The 18,213-nt window shown below is 68.5% G+C and carries 12 protein-coding genes; 4 read left to right on the top strand and 8 right to left on the bottom strand.

The window, feature by feature from the left end:
- The first annotated feature begins 46 nt into the window (after nucleotides 1-46).
- Both AC06FB_RS08775 and AC06FB_RS08770 read left to right on the top strand, forming a co-directional pair.
- Entirely contained in the window at nucleotides 47-613 is a 567-nt protein-coding gene (locus tag AC06FB_RS08775) for a GIY-YIG nuclease family protein (RefSeq protein ID WP_111186278.1), read from the top strand.
- 315 nt (nucleotides 614-928) lie between these two features.
- Nucleotides 929-1,825, top strand: coding sequence for a LysR substrate-binding domain-containing protein (locus tag AC06FB_RS08770; protein WP_065174425.1), 897 nt, complete (start codon nucleotides 929-931; stop codon nucleotides 1,823-1,825).
- Between the two features lie 51 nt (nucleotides 1,826-1,876).
- On the opposite strand, the gene AC06FB_RS08765 is transcribed toward AC06FB_RS08770, so the two are convergent.
- Nucleotides 1,877-2,593: a transporter substrate-binding domain-containing protein gene (locus AC06FB_RS08765; protein ID WP_478053592.1), complete on the bottom strand. Its 717-nt coding sequence runs from the start codon at nucleotides 2,591-2,593 to the stop codon at nucleotides 1,877-1,879.
- 259 nt (nucleotides 2,594-2,852) lie between these two features.
- A complete protein-coding gene (locus AC06FB_RS08760; protein ID WP_478053591.1) occupies nucleotides 2,853-3,692 on the bottom strand; it encodes an arylamine N-acetyltransferase family protein in 840 nt (279 codons plus the stop codon).
- 203 nt (nucleotides 3,693-3,895) lie between these two features.
- Between AC06FB_RS08760 and AC06FB_RS08755 the strand changes: the two genes are divergently transcribed.
- Nucleotides 3,896-6,430, top strand: a complete 2,535-nt coding sequence (locus tag AC06FB_RS08755; RefSeq protein ID WP_478053590.1) for a methyl-accepting chemotaxis protein — start codon at nucleotides 3,896-3,898, stop codon at nucleotides 6,428-6,430.
- Nucleotides 6,431-6,466: 36 nt separating this feature from the next.
- Here the strand turns inward: AC06FB_RS08755 and AC06FB_RS08750 are convergent, their stop codons facing one another.
- Together AC06FB_RS08750 and AC06FB_RS08745 are read right to left on the bottom strand one after the other, a co-directional pair.
- Nucleotides 6,467-8,983 carry a PepSY domain-containing protein gene (locus tag AC06FB_RS08750; protein WP_478053589.1) on the bottom strand — a complete coding sequence of 839 codons (2,517 nt, stop codon included), beginning with the start codon at nucleotides 8,981-8,983 and terminating at the stop codon, nucleotides 6,467-6,469.
- Between the two features lie 161 nt (nucleotides 8,984-9,144).
- Nucleotides 9,145-11,688 carry a TonB-dependent receptor plug domain-containing protein gene (locus AC06FB_RS08745; RefSeq protein ID WP_164151368.1) on the bottom strand — a complete coding sequence of 848 codons (2,544 nt, stop codon included), beginning with the start codon at nucleotides 11,686-11,688 and terminating at the stop codon, nucleotides 9,145-9,147.
- A 296-nt stretch (nucleotides 11,689-11,984) separates the two neighbouring features.
- On the opposite strand from AC06FB_RS08745, the gene AC06FB_RS08740 reads away from it, so the two are divergent.
- Complete coding sequence (locus AC06FB_RS08740; protein ID WP_065181626.1) at nucleotides 11,985-12,905, top strand: bifunctional helix-turn-helix transcriptional regulator/GNAT family N-acetyltransferase; 921 nt, start codon at nucleotides 11,985-11,987, stop codon at nucleotides 12,903-12,905.
- A 38-nt stretch (nucleotides 12,906-12,943) separates the two neighbouring features.
- Here AC06FB_RS08740 and AC06FB_RS08735 read toward each other — a convergent pair whose 3' ends face one another.
- The 4 genes from AC06FB_RS08735 to AC06FB_RS08720 all read right to left on the bottom strand — a co-directional run bounded on the left by AC06FB_RS08735 (nucleotide 12,944) and on the right by AC06FB_RS08720 (nucleotide 18,079).
- Entirely contained in the window at nucleotides 12,944-13,510 is a 567-nt protein-coding gene (locus tag AC06FB_RS08735; RefSeq protein WP_053515709.1) for a TlpA disulfide reductase family protein, read from the bottom strand.
- Nucleotides 13,507-15,885: a protein-disulfide reductase DsbD family protein gene (locus tag AC06FB_RS08730; RefSeq protein ID WP_111186270.1), complete on the bottom strand. Its 2,379-nt coding sequence runs from the start codon at nucleotides 15,883-15,885 to the stop codon at nucleotides 13,507-13,509. Before AC06FB_RS08730 ends, AC06FB_RS08735 begins: the two co-directional genes overlap by 4 nt.
- The gene (cutA, locus tag AC06FB_RS08725; protein WP_053515713.1) at nucleotides 15,882-16,220 is read right to left on the bottom strand and encodes a divalent-cation tolerance protein CutA; all 339 of its coding nucleotides are present in this window, start codon (nucleotides 16,218-16,220) and stop codon (nucleotides 15,882-15,884) included. The genes AC06FB_RS08730 and cutA overlap by 4 nt, the downstream gene beginning before the upstream one ends.
- Before the next feature lie 68 nt (nucleotides 16,221-16,288).
- Nucleotides 16,289-18,079 carry an endonuclease gene (locus AC06FB_RS08720; protein ID WP_065174432.1) on the bottom strand — a complete coding sequence of 597 codons (1,791 nt, stop codon included), beginning with the start codon at nucleotides 18,077-18,079 and terminating at the stop codon, nucleotides 16,289-16,291.
- Nucleotides 18,080-18,213 lie beyond the last annotated feature (134 nt).

The raw sequence follows: 18,213 nt of genomic DNA, 5'->3' as shown, positions 1-18,213 counted from the left end.
GTCCGGCCCGGTTGCCATCGCGTCCGGGGCGATGCAGCCTGCGCCGATGGAACCGCAGATCCGCATCGATGGTCGCGTCTTCGCCTACGTCTTTCCCTGCGCCTGGGAGGATTACGCCAAGATCGGCTTTACGCGTGACCCGCTCGGCCGCATCAGCGCACTGCATCGGCGCTGGTTCGAGTTCTTCGATCTGTGCGCCGGGGCGCTGGTGGAGGCGGAAACCGAGCGCGATGCGCGTGACCTGGAGCTGGAGTTGCGTTCCCCCTTTCGTGCACATCGCGCGCCGGCACCGATGACCGTGCAGGACAAGGCCGGCGGACGCACCGAATGGGTGCGTGGCGCGAACCAGGCCCTGTCCGATGCTGTGCGTGCGCTGGATGGGCGCGGATATCGGACCTTCCCGCTGCGCCCCTGGCTGCGCGCCGCCATGGTCCAGCGGCTGGATCGCCTGCATGACTGGGCCGCCCTGCAGCTGCCGGAAGAGGAAAGCCTGCGCATGCCGGGCAGCCCCGGACCGGCGGTGCTGCGCGATACCCTCGATGGCTATCGCGCGCTGGACATCGACCCGCTGCCATCGCTGCCGCCCCATGTGCAGGCTTGGTACGGGCACTAGCGGCCCGGCCCCTGTGAGCCCGCCGCTGTCGCGCTCAGCGCGGGGCGGGGCAGGTGGGGCAAGGCACCTTTGCCGCAGCTGGACGGTCGAGGTGTGTGGTCCGGTACGGCTTTGCCGGTGCCCCGGTCGTGCTGGCCACCGGCGTGGCCAACTGGCGGGCCAGCTCAGCGCTTGTGATGTGACCGTGCAGGAACAACAGACTGCTGAAGATGTTCATGATCGTCGCTCCACTTGAGTGGATTGAACGATACGGGCAGCATGAGGACGCAAAAAGCGACATTTCCGCAAGCTTGACTTGAACAGGATTCAAGCCTCATGTCCCGCCCACCCCTCCATGCCCTGCAGGGTTTCGTGGCTGCCGCGCGCCTGGGCAACCTGTCACGCGCCGCGGCGTCGATGAACCTGACCGTCAGCGCGCTCAGCCACCAGATGCGGCAGCTCGAAGAACGCCTCGGACAGCCGCTGCTGGTCCGCCAGGCGCGCGGGGTCGCACTGACCCTGGAGGGCCAGCGCCTGCTCGATCGGGTCGGGCCGCACCTGGATGCAATCAACGAGGTGTTCCAGCGCTACGCCGCGCGCGCCGAACATGTGCTGACGATCAGCGCCGTACCGTCGATGGCCTCCGCATGGCTGGTGCCACGGCTGGGTCATTTCGTCGCCGCACACCCGCAGATCGAGATCAACCTGCAGTCCAGCGAACGCCTTGTCGATTTCGATCGGCAGCTGCAGTTCGACGCGGCCTTGCGCGTAGGCGGCGGGCAATGGGCCGGGCTGGTGGTCGAGCGGCTGTTCGATGAGTGGCTGGTGCCGATGGCCAGCCCGGCGCTGATCGCGCGGATGGGCGGCATCGACCGTGCTCCACTGGCGCAGTGGCCGCTGCTGGGCGATCCGGATGGCGCATGGGCCGCGTGGTTTGCCCTGATCGGGCAGAGCCCCCCTTCGCGGTTCGTGGCGGTGCTCGACGATTCGGAAGCGCATCACCGTGCAGCGCTCGATGGTGTCGGCGTGGCCCTGGGCCGGCTGACGCGCGCGCGCCTGCTGCTGGATTCCGGCCAGCTGGTCGCATTGTCGGAGCAGCGGCTGAAAACGGCCTGGCCGCACTGGCTGGTGTATCCGCAGCGCTCGGCGCGCCACCGTGGATTCCTCGCCTTCCGTGAGTGGTTGCATGCGCAGGCCAGCGAGCATGCGCGGCACATGGAGACGCAGGGCTGATCCGGCCCGGCGCACGCAGCCACCTGCCGCGTGCTGCGGGCCACTGCTGCGTCATCGCACCAGGGTGACCGCCTGTCCGGAACGTGCGAAAGCGTCCTCGAGCAGGGGCCCTGCCTTGATCGCCTCGACCTCGTCGAACAGGGCCCGCAGGGCGGCAGCGGGGCGCGCCGCAGGTGCGGCCACGGCCTGCTGGATCGCAGTGAAGCGGTCGGCGAGCACGCGGTGTCCCGGATGCTGCAGTGCCCAGGCCTGCAGCGGCTGGCGCACGCCAGCGGCGGCATCCAGGCGCCGCGCGTCAAACAGATCGATGGCTGCCGCCGACGTGTCGGCACGCTCGATCGTGGCGTGCCGCAGTTCCCGGCTCAGGAACAGATCGTAGGCGGCACCCCGGCCAACGGCGATGCGCAGCCCATCGCGGTCCAGATCGGCCACCTGCCGCGCCGGACTGTCCTCGCGCACCAGGTAGGTTCCTTCGATCTCCACATACGGTGCACTGAAGGCGATGCGATCGGCTCGTGCCGGATCGATGGCGAGAAAGGCCAGGTCCCATGCGTCGTCGGCTGCCGCCGCGACCACCGATGCGGCCGCATCGTGACAGGTGAATCGCGCCTGCACGCCCATCCGCTGCGCCAGCGCGGTGGCCAGCTCCACCGAGGGGCCGCGCGGCGATCGTGCGTCGCCCCTCGCAAGGACCGGATCCCCCAGATTGATGGCGACGCGCAGATGGCCCAGTGGCGTCAGTGCACTTCGGTGATCGGCCAGGGTCATGCAGCGCTCAGCGAAGGGTGGGCAGGCCAGCATGCCCGCAACGATGCGCACGGAATGTCAGGGCGGCGCCATCCTGCGACGATGCACCCCATCGCGCATGTCGAGATTCCGGCCAGCGACCTGCTCGCGCCATTGCCTTCTACCTGCAACTGCATGGTGCCGGCCACTGGCGGGTGGCCGAGATCTGCGACAGCGAGGGCAACCGCATTGCGCTGCAGGCGCCGGTGACGCCGTAACCCGGGCACCGTGCCGCGCGGTGCTACCGTGATGCGGCGTGCGAGCGCTGCAGCCAATCGGTGATCGCCGGATCGAGCCGCGCATCGTCCGGCACGCGCAGGCCGAATGCCGACTGCAGCACGTCGCGCACGTCGGCGGCATCGCGCAGCGGGCGCTTGAGCGGCGCCTGCCCGGGGCGGTACTCGGTGTAGTTGCCACTGCCGATGGTGCGCCGCCAGTCCGGGCCGGCCAGTGAGGCGCGCAGCTGGCCAGGGAAACCCGAATCCGGGTGCGTGCACACGTACCAGTTGGCCACCACGTTGTCGATCGGCGCTGGCGACCGCAGGTCGAAGCGGTACAGCGCCCGCCATGCGTCGCCCGCCTGGGCGGACAGCACGAATTCGTCCCCGCCCGGCAGCTGCTGCAGCTGGAAAGACTCATGCGGCGTGGTTTGCGGCGCCGTTTCGTGCAGCCGCAGTGGCACCGTCGGCGTCAGGCCACCGAAGCCGGCATCGACCAGCCAGTCCTCTCCCTCCACGTGCACGCGCAGCAGCAGGTGGGTACGCGCCGTCGGGGCATCGTCCTGTGCTGCCAGCAGCACGCGCGCGCTCAGCGGCTGTGCGTCGAAGCCCACTGCCTGCAGGAGCGCCAGCAGGCCGCCGTTGAGTTCAAAGCAGTAACCGCCGCGCTGCTGGTCGAGAAGCTTGTGCTGCACGCTGTCCAGATCGATCGGCACCGCGTCGCGCAGCAGGCTGCTGAGGGTTTCAAAAGGGAGCAGGGCGTTGTGGCGCTGCACCAGCAGGGTCAGTCCGGCAAGGTCCAGCGACGGCGGAGCATCCAGTTGCAGGCGCTGAAGATAACGGGGGACGTCGAGCGGGGTCATGGCGAGGGCGGCCGGTGGGAAGAATCCCACTGTGCAACCGCAACCGGGGTTGAGGTCAAGCGCGGGCGCTGTGTCACGTCTCCGTCGCCTGGGGCCGGTACAAAGAGCGCAACCGGCACGGTGCGTGCCACGGCATCGGCAATGTGCCTAAAGTTGCCGCCGGTCAGGCCGATACAGGTGCGTCCTTCCGCCTGGAGTCTGTGATGTCGGCCGCCGTCCCCCTTCGGTCCCTGCGCACCCGTCTCATCGCGATGCGCTCGGCGTTTCCACGCCTGCTGGTCTGGCTGCAGCCGCATCGACTCAGCGTGGCCAACAAACTCAAGGCCACCCTGCTGGTCTGCGGCGCGGGCCTGGTGGCGATTGCCGCTGTCCATGCCTGGACCGGTTATGCCAGCAGCCAGGCCGCACGCAGTCAGGCCAGTTACCAGCGTGGCAGCGATCTGGCCGCACGCCTGGCGACACGGGTGGCGGAGGCGCGTCGCCTGCAGACCCAGTATGCACGCAGTTTCGACGATGCCGACCGCAGCCAGCTGCAGGCGGCCCAGCAGGCATTGCAGGTCGACCTGAATGCGCTCAGGGCGATGCCGATGGATGCCGGTCGCCGCAAGGCATTGCAGGCGCTCACCGAGGCCGCCGAGGGATTCTCGCAGGGAGTGGCCGCGCTGTTCGAACGTGTGGATGAGATGGGGCGGGGTGATGCCGGCCTGGCTGCACAACTGCAGCAGGCCGCCGATGCCCTGCAGCAGCGGGTGGATGGCCTGGACCGGCCGGCACTGGCGCTGCACCTGCAGAAGATGCGGCGCCAGGAAGCGCTGCTGCTGCTCGATGGCGATTCGACTCATGCCGACCGCGCCAGCGAAGAGAAGCTGCCGTTCGATCTGGCGCTGGCGGGGCTGCCGCCCGACGTGCAGGAGGCGCTCCGCACCGGCATGGACGCCTATCAGTCGGCACTGCTCGGCTATACCGCTGCCCGCGTCGGCCTTGATGTGGAGACGCAATCGCTGCTGGAGACGGCTGCCGGCGTGGCGCCCGCGCTCGCCGCCTTCCAGCAGGCACAGGTGAAGGCGCTGGCCCTGGCGCAGGCGCGGCAGCAGGCCGGTGCACGCACCATGAGCGTGCTGTTCGCCCTCACCCTGCTGCTGGTGGCCGGCGTGCTGATCACCAGCCTGCTGCTGGTGCTGCGCGCGGTGCGCAGGCCGATCCAGGACACCCTGCGGTTCGCCAGCGACATCGCCGATGACCGGCTCGATACCACGTTGCGCGTGCACAACGCCAACGACGAGATCGGCCAGCTGGCACAGCGCCTGGTGGACATGCAGCAGCGGCTGCGTGCGCGCATCGAGACCGAGCGTGCGATGGCCCGTGGCAACACGCGCGTACGCCAGGCCCTGGACTGCGCGCAGACCGGGCTGATGGTGGTCGATGCCGAAGGCCAGGTGGCCTACGCCAATCCTGCGTTGCGGCACGTGCTGGGCCTGCAGGCCGACGCGCTGGTCGGCACTGACGCGCGGGACATGCATCCGGCCCTGGCCAGCCTGGTCGACGCGCGCCACCGCCAGGAGCGGGAAATCAGTCATGCCGGTGTGCGCTATCAGTTGATCGCCAATGCCATCGTCGATGACGACCAGTTCCTGGGCGTGGCGCTGGAGTGGCGCAGCCGTGCGCTGGAAACGCTGCTGGAGACCGAGGTGGCGGCACTGGTCGACGCTGCCGCGCAGGGTGACCTGCACGGGCGCATTTCGCTGCAGGGCAAGCACGGTTTCGTGCATACGCTGTCCACCAGCATCAACCGCCTGCTGTCCACCTTTGAAACAAACCTGGGGGACCTGCAGGCACTGCTGGCGGCGTTGGCCCGAGGAGATCTCAGCGTGCGCATGGAAGGCCAGCTGCAGGGCGTGTTCGCGCGTATGCGCGACGACGCCAATGCAACCGTCGCACAGCTCGGCCGCATCGTGACCCGCATCCAGCGCGCCGCTGCCAGCCTGGACAGCGGTGTCGGTGAAATCGTTGCTGGCCATCACGACCTCTCGCAGCGTACCGAGCAGCAGGCGGCCAATCTGGAAGAGACCGCAGCCTCGATGCATGAGCTGACCGACACCGTCGGCCGCAACGCCGACGCCGCCGGACGTGCCGACGCGCTGGTGCAGGGGGCTGCAGCGGTTGCACAGCGGGGTGGGATGGCCGTCGGTCAGGTGGTGGAGACCATGCAGGGCATCAGTGAAGCATCGCGCCGCATCGGGGACATCACCCAGTTGATCGACGGCATCGCGTTCCAGACCAACATCCTTGCGCTCAACGCCGCCGTGGAGGCCGCGCGTGCTGGAGAGCAGGGCCGCAGTTTCGCGGTGGTCGCGGCGGAAGTGCGTCTGCTCGCGCAGCGCAGTGCCGAGGCAGCCAGGCAGATCAAGGCGCTGATCGAGGATTCCGTGGCACGCGTCGGCCAGGGCAGCGTGCAGGCCGCGCAGGCGGGCACCACCATGGACGAGATCGTCGGCAGCGTGCAGCAGCTGGCGGACCTGCTCGCTGGCATCCGCAGCGCCTCGCAGGATCAGCACGCAGGCATCGCCCAGGTGAACCACGCCATCGTGCAGATGGAGGCCAGTACCCAGCGCAATGCCAGCCTGGTGGAAGAAGCCGGCTCGTCGACCGCGCAGATGCAGGCGCAGGTGCGCGCGCTGGCCGAAGCCGTGTCCGCGTTCCGCCTGCAGCCGGACCGTCAGGCCCGCGCGGCGGCGTGATCGCGTCCGCCGCCGGGTCCAGCCCGGCGGCGCGGCTCAATACACGTCGCGCCGGTAGCGGCCGCTCTCGAGCAGCGTTTCCACCACCTCGTCACCGAGCGCGCCCCGCAGTACCTGATCCACGCCCTCGGCCATGCCCTGCAGCGAGCCGCAGACATGGATCACGGCGCCACGCTGCATCCATTCCCGCAGTTCATCGCAGGCCGACCGCAGGCGGTCCTGGACGTAACCGCCCGCTGCGTCGCGCGAGAACGCCAGGTCGACCCGGATCAGATGGCCCTGCGCCTGCCATGCGCTCACCTCATCGGCGAACAGGAAGTCATGAGCGCGCTGGCGCTCGCCGAACAGCAGCCAGTGGCCGTGCTCGCCTGCGTGTGCCGCCTCGCGCAGCAGGCCGCGCAGGCCGGCGATGCCGGTGCCGTTGCCGATCAGCACCATGGGTGCGCCCGGCACGCGATGGAAGCCGGGGTTGCGGTGCACGCGCGCGGCGATGTGCGCGCCTGCCGGCGCATGCAGCGACAGCCAGCCCGAACCCAGCCCCGGGCGCCCGTTGTTGTCGTGCACCAGGCGCACGACCAGTTCCACCACGCGATCGGCCGGGCAGGAGGCGATCGAATACTCGCGGCCCGGCAGTACGGGCAGGGCCGTCAGCCAGCGTCCGGCATCCTGCACCTGCAGCGCACTGGCCGCGTCCGGCAGTTCACGTTCGCTGGCCAGGCACTGCAGGGTCTGCGTGCCGCCTTCGATCAGCAGCGGTTGCAGCGGGTCCAGTCCATGCGCCCGCAGTACCGCACGGGCATGCGCGGCACTGTGCCGCGGCGCGATGTGCAGGATGTCGCCGGCCTGCCACTGCACGTCATCCGGCGCGGCCAGCCGGATCCGCCAGATCGGACCACCGACGCTGCCCGGGTTCAGCTGCTGGCGATCCAGCAGCTGCCAGTCGTGCATGCGGGTGGCCGCCGGCAGCACGCTGTCGTCGGCAGCAATGCCGGTCAACAGGCCGAGCTGCTGCTGCCACTGGCGCAATGCCGCGACCGATGCAGCGTCCACGTCGATGCGGTCGAACATCGCGCGGGCACCGTTGCCCAGCAGCCACGCATCGAACTGGCGGCCGAAGGCGCAGTAGTGCGGGTACTGGCGGTCGCCCAGCGCGAGCATGCCGAACTGCAGTGTGGCCAGGTCCAATGATCGGCCCAGCAGCTGGCGCGAGGCACGTCGTGCCGAATCCGGCGGTTCGCCGTCACCAAAGGTACTGAGCACGAACAGCGCGTGGCTCGCCGCCTGAAGGCGGTGCGCGTCGATCCTTGCCAGCGGCAATACCTGCACCGCCTGTCCGCTGGCCTGCAGCTGCGCTGCCGCGCGCCATGCCAGCTGTTCGGCCAGGCCGCTCTGGCTGGCATGCACCACCAGCCATGCGGCGCCGTTGGCTGCGGCCGCCGGCAGCGGCTGGCGCAGCGCACGTGCGGCGCGCTGGCTGCGGCGACGGTCGAGATAGAGCAGCCAGCCGGTGATGAAGAACAGGCTCATGCCCAGGCTGCTGAGCATCACGATGATGCGCCCGGGAATCCCGAAGTAGCTGCCCGAGTGCAGCGCGAACACGCTGGTAGCCAGCTGACCGCCAGCGCCCTGGCGCGCGTAGGGTCGCGCGTCCAGAATCGCACCGCTGGCAGGGTCGAGCTGCAGCAGATCGTGCGCGCGATCATGATGGCCGCCGCGCAATGCTGGATCGCCCGCCATGGTCCGCACATTCAGTGCCTGGCCGGGCTTCTCGGGCAGCCGCAGGTCGATGTAACCGGTGCGCGCCCCGGCCTGCGCGTACAGCGTCGTTTCCACGCGGCGCAGGTCGAGCACGGCGCCGGCATCGATCACCTGCTTGGCCGGTGGCGCCACGCCGAGCAGGGCATTGGCCGCGCTGCGATACCAGTCGAACGACCACCACAGGCCGGTCAGGGCACTCATCAGGTAGATCAGCAGCACCCAGGTGCCGGCCACCGAATGCAGGCTCCACAGGAAGCCGCGGCCGCTGCGCTTCCATTCCACGGCCAGCCAGCTTCGCCAGTGCCACCAGCGGCGGGGCCAGCGCAGGTAGAGCCCGGACAGCGTGAAGAACAGCAGGGCGATCGCGCAGCTGCCGGTGATCCATTTTCCGCGCTCGCCCGCGGCGAGGTGGCGGTGCAGGTCTTCGACGAAGTCGAAGAAGGCCTGCCCGCGCAGGGCGCTGAAGCGCTCGCCGCTGTAGGGGTCGAAGTACACCCAGTGCGCTTTGCCGCCGGCGAAACGGGCCACCGATGGGCGCTGGCCGCTGGCATCCACGCGCAGCCGCTGCAACGGCCGTTTGCTGTCGGCCTGCAGCATCGGCACCAGCTCGCTCAGGGGCAGCGGCTGCTGGCCTTCGGCGTGATGTTCGGCGATGGCGGCGAAGCCGGGGTTGGCGGCGCGCAGCAGTTCATCTTCAAAAGACAGGGCTGCGCCGCTCAGGCCCATGATGGCCAGAACGGTGCCGGCCGTGATGCCCAGCAGCCAGTGCAGTTGGAACAGGACGTTCTTGAACATCGGGGGATGAAAGCCAGGAGGGCTGCCGCCCGCATCCTGCGCAACAGCAAATGAGAATTAGTCGCGTAATTCTCGGGGGCGCCCTGCCTGCGGTCAAGCCGGTGGGGTGGCGCCAGCGACGGGGCCTTCCATGGCCACCGTTGCGCGCACTTGCACCTGCGTCAGAACTTCCAGCCCACCCGCGTGTAATAGAACCCGCCGTTGAATCCGTAGGGCGAATGCACCGGATACTGCGCACCGGCCACGCCCCCCCAGGGGTTGCTGGCCGGCACACGGTCGAACAGGTTCTGCGCGCCCACGCTGACGTACAGGCCCGAATCGAACTTCCAGCCCACTTCCGCATCCACGATCAACGCGCTGCCCCCGTAGATCGGCAGGCCGCCGTCCTCGGCGGAGATCACGCCGCTGTCCAGGTGATCCTCGTACCAGCTGCTGTAATAGTTGAACCGGAGATTGGCGTGGAAGATCTGCCGCTGGTGATTGATGCTGAAGTAGCCTTTGGTCCTGGGCAGCGATTTCTCCAGCTTGTACACGCGCGCTTCGTCGATGAAGTCGGTGTCGTAGCGGTCCACCTTCGTGCGGTTCCAGTTGGCCGCCAGCGAGTAGGTGGTGACCCCGCCGAAGTGGTTGCTCTTGAAGCTGGTCACCAGGTCCACGCCGGTGGTGGTGGTATCGAAGGCGTTGCCGAAGTAGGTTACCTGCGAGATGGACGCGGCTTCCGCATTGCCGCCGGCCACCAGCGCCGCACGCTCCTCCGGAGTGACTGCAAAGCTGGTGCTCAGGGCAATGCGGTCTTCCACCTTGATCTGATAGCCGTCCAGGGTGACCAGCCAGTCACCTTCGGTCCACACCGCACCCAATGACACATTCCTGGACTCTTCCGGAGTAAGCGGCTGCGCGCCCTTGAGCTGGGCAATCGGATTGGTTGGCGGCAGGGTGGCGATGTCTTCCAGTGCGGTACCGCCGAACACGGTGCTGATCTGGCTGATGTTGGCCTGGCCGGGAGTCGGCGCACGGAAGCCGGTGTTGTAGGCGCCGCGCAGAGCGAAGTGCTCGTTGAAGTCGAAGCGCGCGGTGAGCTTGCCGGTGGTGGTGCTGCCGAACGAATCGTAGTCCTCGTAGCGCAGCGCACCGGCCAGCAGCAGCCGCTCGGTGAGCTGGGCCTCCAGGTCGGCGTAGGCGGCCCAGTTGCGACGATCAAAGGTGCCGGCGGTGCGCGTGCTGAAGCCGTTGAATCCGTTGGAGCCCAGCGCGAAGCCCTGTTCGGTCAGCGGCCCGATGGCTGTGGACGGGCCGTCACCGGGGCTGATCCTGAAGCTCTCCTCGCGCCATTCGGCACCCATCGCCAGGCGCAGCGGCTGGCTGCTGAAGCTGACCGGGATGTCCCGGCTGACGTCCACGTTGAGGTTCTTTTCGGTCTGGGTATTGCCACCCGGGCGGAAGAACAGCCCGGCCGGCTGGTCGGGACCGAGCGAGGCGTTGACGGTGTTGTAGATGGTGAACTCGATGTCGTTGCGCCCCCAGGAGCCGCTCACGTCCCAGTACCACTCACCCCAGGTGCCTTTGGCGCCGGCGAACACCGAGGCGTCTTCCAGTTTGCCGCCGAAGCGTGGGGTGAAGCCGCCGGGCAGGCTGGACAGGAAGGTAAAGCAGTTGGCGGGCAGGGCAGCCACCGCGCCGCTCACGGTGCCGTACGGCAGCAGGTTGCCGGCGCCATCGCGCAGGGCGATGGTGGGGCATGCGCCCACGCCGGTCAGGTTGCCCACCAGCAATGTCTGGCCGCCATCGTTGGAGTAGACGCCCGAACGTGCGGTGGGGTCGCGGTAGTAGAACCCGCCATCCACTTCACGCTTGGCGTAATTGCCGAACAGGTAGAACTCCACGTTCTCGGTGTCGTAACCGAGGTTGGCGACCAGCTTGAGGTCGTCGTCCACCTTCGGCGATCCCCAGATCTGCGCAGGATCTTTCACCCCGGGGTAGCCTGCCGCTGCGACCGCGGCGGCATCGTCGCGCTGCACACTGCGCGAGGTGTCGTCGGCGTTGCGCCATTCGGCTGTAAGGGTGGCGAAGCCGTGCTCGGTGAGCGGCAGGCCGATCTGCGCCGAGTACTGGGTGGTGAGGCCGTCGCCCTCGTAGTACTGGCCGGCGAACACCTCGGCGGTGCCGCCTTCGCGCAGCTTCTTCAGGCTGAAGTTGAGCACGCCGGCAATGGCGTCCGAGCCGTATTGTGCCGCTGCGCCGTCGCGCAGCACGTCCACCTGTTCCAGCGCCAGCGAGGGGAACACGGACAGGTCCGGTCCCTGTGCGCCGTCGGACAGTCCGTGGCCGAGGAACGTGATCACCGCCGAGCGGTGGAAACGCTTGCCGTTGACCAGCAGCAGGGTGTTGTCCGGCGGCAGGCCACGCAGGTTGGCCGGACGCACCAGGCTGGCCGCATCGTCGATGGGAATCGTGCTGACGTTGAAGGAAGGCACGAGCACTTTGAGCTGGTCGAGGGCGTCGGTCGCGCCCTGGTTGCGGAACTCTTCACCGCTGATGATGTCGATCGGCACCGCCGACGAGGACACCGTGCGCGGTTTGGTGCGGCTGCCCAGTACCGAAACGGTATCCAGGGTGGTGGCCGCGTCGGGCGTCGTCGATGTGCCGCTGTCCTGCGCCCGTGCAACGGGGCTGGTGGACAGCAGCGCGGTGGCGAGGGCCACCATTACTGCGGATGCCAATGGCGTGATTGCGTCTGGAGCCTGAACACTTCTGCGAATTCCGTGTTTCATGCATGCACCCTGCAGTCGATTTGAGTGGTTTGTCGGTCAGTCGTTCATCCTGTTGGTTCTCCTTGCAGCCAGGGCCCTGGTCGCTAAACGCAGAATTAACAGAACGTAAACCGTGCTGCAACGAATCTTTCGTTTTAAGGCGCCAAGACGCGGAATGGATCGCAAAACAGCCTTATATGGTTGCTCAAGGCATGTACTATGTGCCCAAGGCAACCATCAGGAACGTCCCCGTGTCTGCGCTCACTTCCGATCCCGTCGCACAGGTCCGCGCCTTCAACCGCTTCTACACCCGCAGGATCGCGGTGCTCGAGGAGCGTTTGCTGCACAGCGACTTCACCCTCACCGAGGCGCGGGTGCTGTTCGAACTGGCGGCGGGCCAGGGCATCACGGCTGCGCAGCTGGGCCATCGGCTGGACCTCAACGCGGGCTACCTCAGCCGGCTGCTGAGCGGGCTGCAGGCGCGCGGTCTGGTTCAACGCGAACCGTCGGTGATGGATGCGCGCGCGAACCGGCTGGTGTTGACCGAGGCGGGCCGCGCCGCCTTCGCACAGCTGGATGCAGCGTCCAGCGAAAGCGTCGCTGCCATGCTGGGAGATATCAGCGAAGCAGGATGCCAGCGCCTTCTTGAGGCGATGGCGCACATCCAGGCACTGCTGGGAGGCGCATCGTCGGATTGCGTGCTGCGCGATCCCCGCCCCGGCGACATGGGCTGGGTGATCCAGAAGCACGGCGCGCTGTATGCACGCGAATTCGGATGGAACGCGGAGTTTGAAGCGCTGGTGGCCGACATCGTCACCCGCTACCTGCGCGAACACGACCCGCAGACCGAGCGCTGCTGGATCGCTGAACTGGACGGCACCCCGGTGGGGTCGGTGTTCGTGGTCCGGCACGACGCGCACAATGCCAAGCTGCGGCTGCTGCACGTCGATGCCAGCGCGCGCAGGCGGGGCATCGGGCAGCGACTGGTGGACGAGGCGATGAGCTTCGCGCGCGCGGTGGGCTACAAGCGCATGGTGCTGTGGACCAATGCCGCGCTCATCGACGCCCGCGGCCTGTACGAACGGGCCGGCTTCGAACTGATGACCGAGCAGCACGAGCAGCTGTTCGGCCAGCCACAGGTGTCCCAGCTCTGGGCGCGCTCACTGGTCTGACCGGGATCAGGACGCGTGGATGCCGGCCGCGGCCAGGCTTACAGCCGGGCCCACGTCTGCACTTCGCCGGCGGCAAACGGCCCCAGCTTCTGCTTCACGATGCGGCCCTGTGCATCCACCAGCACGCTGTAAGGCAGCAGCCCCTGGGCATTGCCCAGCTGCACGCTGGCATCGCGCGGACCGGGCGTCTCCAGCACGATCGGGTAGTCCACCGGCACCCGCTGCAGGAAACGCTGCACATCTTCGGGTGTATCCAGCGCCAGCCCCAGCACCTGCACGCCGTCAGGTTGCTGCGCCTGCGCGAAGCGCGACAGTTCCGGCATTTCCTCGACGCAGGGCCCGCACCAGCTGGCCCAGACATTGATGAGCAGCGGCCGGCCGGCAAAACGCTGGCGCAGATCGAGCGGCTGTCCCTGCAGGTCCGGCAGCACCAGTGCGGGCAGGGCATCGCCTGCCTGCAGCACGGGCAGCGGTGCTGCAGGTGGCTGCACGTCTGGATCGCCAGCGTCCGCCGCCGGCACCGGCGTCAGGCGATGGCCGGCCCACAGGCCCAGGCCGGCAGCCAGCACCGCGGTCCACAGCAGCGCTGGCCGTTGCCACCTCATCGTGCGGTGCGCAGCAGCGCTTCTTCGACCACGGCCTGGGTAAGCAGGGTCGGCAGCACCGTCGGCGGTGCGCCGGGCCCGTACACCACGTAAAGCGGAACGCCCACGGCCTTGTGCTCATCGAGGAAAGCGGTGATCTGCGGGTCCACGTTGGTGTAGTCGCCGCGCATGTACACCGCGTTGGTGCGCCTGAGCAGCTCCCTGAACTCCGGTCGCGACAGCACGGCGCGCTCGTTCGCCTTGCAGCTCACGCACCAGTCGGCGGTCATGTTGACGAACACCACGCGGTTGTCGGCACGCAGGCGGTCGAGCAGCTGCGGCGAATACTCCACGACGTTCTCGCTGGTGGCCTGTGCCGCACGTGCCGGTGGCTTCAGCTGGGTCACGCCCCACACCGGTACCAGCGCGGCGATTGCCAGCAGCACGCCCAGCAGGCCGGCGGCGCGCTGGCTGCGCCAGCGGCTGCGCTCGAACAACCACAGGCCCAGGGCCAGCAGCAGCAGTCCGCCCAGCGCCAGCGCCATGCCGTCCACGCCACGCTGCTTGCCCAGCACCCACAGCAGCCACAGTGCGGTGGCATACATCGGGAACGCCAGCACGTGCTTGAGCGTTTCCATCCACGGGCCGGGCTTGGGCAGGCGCCGCGCGAGCGCCGGCACGAAGCCGATCAGCAGGAACGGCAGGGCCAGGCCAAGACCCAGGAACAGGAACACGGCCATCGCCTGTACGGGCGTGGCAACGAAGGCATAGGCGACCGCGCCTCCCATGAACGGACCGACGCACGCGCTGCCGACCACGCAGGCCAGCGCACCGGTGAAGAAATCGCCGGCCGGACCGCTGCGACGGGCGAGTGACTGGCCGAGGTTGCCCAGGCCACCGCCGAGGGTGAACACGCCGGACAGGCTCAGGCCAACCGCAAACATGATGTAGGCCAGTGCCGCGACCACGCCTGGGTGCTGCAGCTGGAAACCGATGCCCACCGCATTGCCAAGCATGCGCAGGCCGACCATCAGCGCGCCGATCACCGCGAAGGCGACCAGTACGCCCAGCGTGTACCACATGGCGTGGCTGCGGGCGCGCTCGGCGCTCTCACCGCTCTGTGCCAGGCCCAGCACTTTCAGCGACAGGATCGGCAGCACGCAGGGCATCAGGTTCAGTACGAGACCACCGGCCAGTGCCAGCAGCAGCACCCACAGGAACGAACGGTCCGGATCCGGGGTCGTGGCCGGCGGGCGGGTACGCAGCGCGTTGTCGCCCCGCGCATCGGCGGCGAACCCTGCCTGCGCGCCGGCCACATCGGCACGCGCCGGTTCGCTGTTCGGCACGGTCGGCAGCAGGCGCAACGGGGTGCCGTTGGCCGCCTCGCGCGGTGCGGCGCTGCCCGCCGGCAGCGGTCGGATCATTTCGCTGCGTGGCGCAGGCTGGCCGGCGTGGGCGCTGATCTTTCCCGCGGGGATCGACAGCTTCACCCGGCGGGTCATCGGCGGGTAGCAGATGCCATCGGTCTGGCAACCCTGGAAGGTCACCACCAGTGTGCTGTCCACCGCGTCGGTCACCGTGCGGCGTAGCGGCAGCGGCACTTCGACCTGGTTGAAGTACACCGACACATCGCCGAAGTGCTCGTCGCGATGCGACTGCGCGGCGGGCCAGCGCGGCGCATCTGCCAGCACACCGGCACTGCCTTCCAGCTTCAGCGAGGTGCGATCGCGATACAGGTAGTAGCCCGGCGCGGGACTGAAGCGCAGCAGCAGGGTGTTGCCATCGCTGGCGATCGCGTCGAAGCCGAAGGCCTGTTCGGAGGGCAGCGGAAGCGCCTGGCTGTTGCTGCTGCCGGGCAGGCGCAGGCCACCACCGCTGCCGGCCCCGGCAAGCGGAGTGTTGAACGCGCTCACGCCGGTGACCCGCGCGGTTGGCAGGGCGGCTGCGGCGCCACCGCCACCACCGGGCAGTGTCACCTGGACCACGCGCTTCTGCGGCGGGTAGCAGACACCGGCATCGGCGCAGCCCTGGTAGCGCACTTCCAGGCTGAGGGTGCCGGCCGCATCCGTCGGGGCGCCCGGCAGCGAAACCTGCAGGCGTTCGCGGTAGGTCTCGACCTCGCCGAAGAAATCGTCGTGGTGCTTGGTGCCGCTGGGCATCTGCAGCGCACCGGCATTGAAGGCCGGGTCGGCCTTGACGCTGGTGCGGTGGCGATAGAGGTAGTACCCCGGCGCGATCTTGAACTGCAGCTGGATCTGGTTCCGCTCCGGCGCACTGGCGGTCAGCGCGAACGCCTGGTCCACCGGCAGCAGATCTTTCTCGTCCAGGGCGAATGCAGGCAGGGCCAGCGAGAGCAGGGCGCACAGCGCGGCGGCACGGGCAAACAGATTCATCAAGCGGTGTCCTCCCGGGTCTGCGCCCGGATCCAATCCAGATAGGCCGGCAGTCCGGCCCGGGCTTCGACCGCGATGCACTCGGGGAGTTCATACGGATGCAGTTCGACGATCCGTGCCATCGCTGCCTCCACGCGGCTGGCCGTAGTCTTCACCAGCAGCTGCAGCTCGGCATCGGTAGTGACCTCGCCCTGCCAGCGGTAGGTCGACTGCGCCCCTTCCAGGCGCGTCACGCAGGCGGCCAGGCGCTCGCCGACCAGCGCATGCGCGATGCGCTCGGCACTGGCCCGGTCCGGGCAGGTGGTCAACAGCAGCAGGACGGGATCGACGGTCGGCATGACCGTCGAGTATAGGGCCGCCGCCGGATCAAGGTCCGGCGGCGGCGATGGACCGCTGCGTTGCGCGGTCAGTTGGCCAGCTGGCAGGTCGCCGGCTTGGCCGAGGTGAACAACGCCGGCGTCGCCCACTCGGGGTGGTCGATGAACGGGTTGCGGTTGCCCTGGAAGCTGTAGATCACGTCGTTGCGCGCGCGCTCGGCGTCGTCCGGCGGATCGGACAGATGCCAGTCGATCAGGGTCGAGAGCAGGCCCATGTAGGCCGGCGAACTGCTGGTCCTGACGATCCGGCTGCGGTCGTCGGTCAGCTCCAGGTCCGGCTCGGACTGGCCTGTGGCTGCATCCTTGCCGCCCTCGTAGCGGATCGCCATGTACATCACCGCGCGCGCCATGTCGCCCTTGCGATGGCCCCACACCTCGAAGGTGCCGGTGTTGCCGTCCGGCGTGCGCACCCAGTTGGAATTGCCCGGGTAGCCGCCGCTGCCGCCGCCATGGCCGTTGTTGGCCTCGGTGGCGCGCTCGCCACAGTTGGCATCGCACTTGCCGAACGGCTTGTTGCCGCGGTCGGCATTCCACTGCGCATCGGTCAGGTACAGCATGTGGGTGTCGGTGTAGGGCGCGTAGGGCAGGCCCTTGTCGCCGGTGGTGCTGGCAAAGCCCAGCGAGTTCGGCCAGGTGTGCTCGCGGTTGTAGGTCAGGCCGCTGCCCGTGCCAGCGCGATCGCTGACCTTGGCGTAGCTGCGGTTGCGATAGGCATCGAGGATGCGGTTGGGATTGTTCGGATCCTCGTCGGCGATCTCCAGGATGGTCCAGGTGCTGGTGCCCGACCCGCTGTACGGATAGGCGGTGTGGCCCTTGATGGTCGCGTGCAGCGAGCAGCGCAGCTGGCTCGGGCTGGAGGTGTTGACCCTGGAGTAGTAGCCCGCCGGTACGCCGGGATTGCCCGGATCGGGGTTGCCCGTGGCGCTGGCCACGGTGAAGGCGATGCGGCTGTCGGCAGCCGGATGCGCGCCCTGCAGGTCGGTGATGCGCGCGGCGCGGATGTCGAAGCGGCAGGCCTCACCGGCCACCAGCGCGGTGTTGGTGGACAGCTTCACGCTCCTGCCGCTGGCCGGGTGGGTCAGCGGTACGCTGCCGGAGGCGCCGCAGCTCAGCGCGAAGGCGCCGCTGGCCAGGTTCACCGTCTCGCTGAACACCACTTCCAGATCGGCCGCGGCCGGGAACGTGCTGCTGCCCTGGGCGGGGGTGGTGGTGGACACCGATGGCGGCGTATTGGGACCGGGCGTACCCCCACCGCTGAAGGTCTGGCCGTTGTTGCAGCTGCCGAAGGTCTGCGTCGCCGATTCGGCCCAGGTGAAGTGGGCGTACTGGCTGCCGCTGCCCGTCAGCTGCAGTGAGGTGCCAGGGGCCGTGCTGTTGGTCTCGGCCACCGGAATGTTCTGGCTGGTCATGCCTGCGGCAGGACCGCCGGAGGCAGTGATCGTGCCCTCATAGCTGAGGAACTGGACCACCTTGCCGCTGGCGTCGACCAGCGCGATGCCGTCGTTGGGACCGTTCTGGATGCCGTTGGTCGGATAGCTGACCACGGCCAGGGTGGCGCTGCCGCACCCGGCGGCGCTGCCGGCAGGGACGGCCGTGTTGGCGTACACCGAAGCGGCCGACGGCGTGCTGCCGTTGTAGAGATACAGCCGATAGCCGGACAGATCCTCGCCGGCGGTGGCCACGACCTCGATCGCCTCGCCGACGTCACCGGCTGCGGTGCTGTCGTCGTAATGCAGTTCGTTGATGAAGACCTCGGCCTGGGCCGGCGCGGTGGCCAGGGCCAGCACGCAGGCGGTGGCGAGCGGGGACAGCAATCGCATCGACGACTCCTTGTGATTGGGAATGCGCGGCCGAGCCTAAGGCCGATCCAGTGACACTTTGTCGTAAATGAACGTCAGATATCTGACAGTGCGACGTTGGTCACCTAATTCGGGGCCACCCCACCGCACTGCCG

The sequence above is a fragment of the Stenotrophomonas sp. Steno-C15 genome, from assembly GCF_056393265.1.
This window is presented reverse-complemented; position numbering and strand designations above follow the sequence as displayed.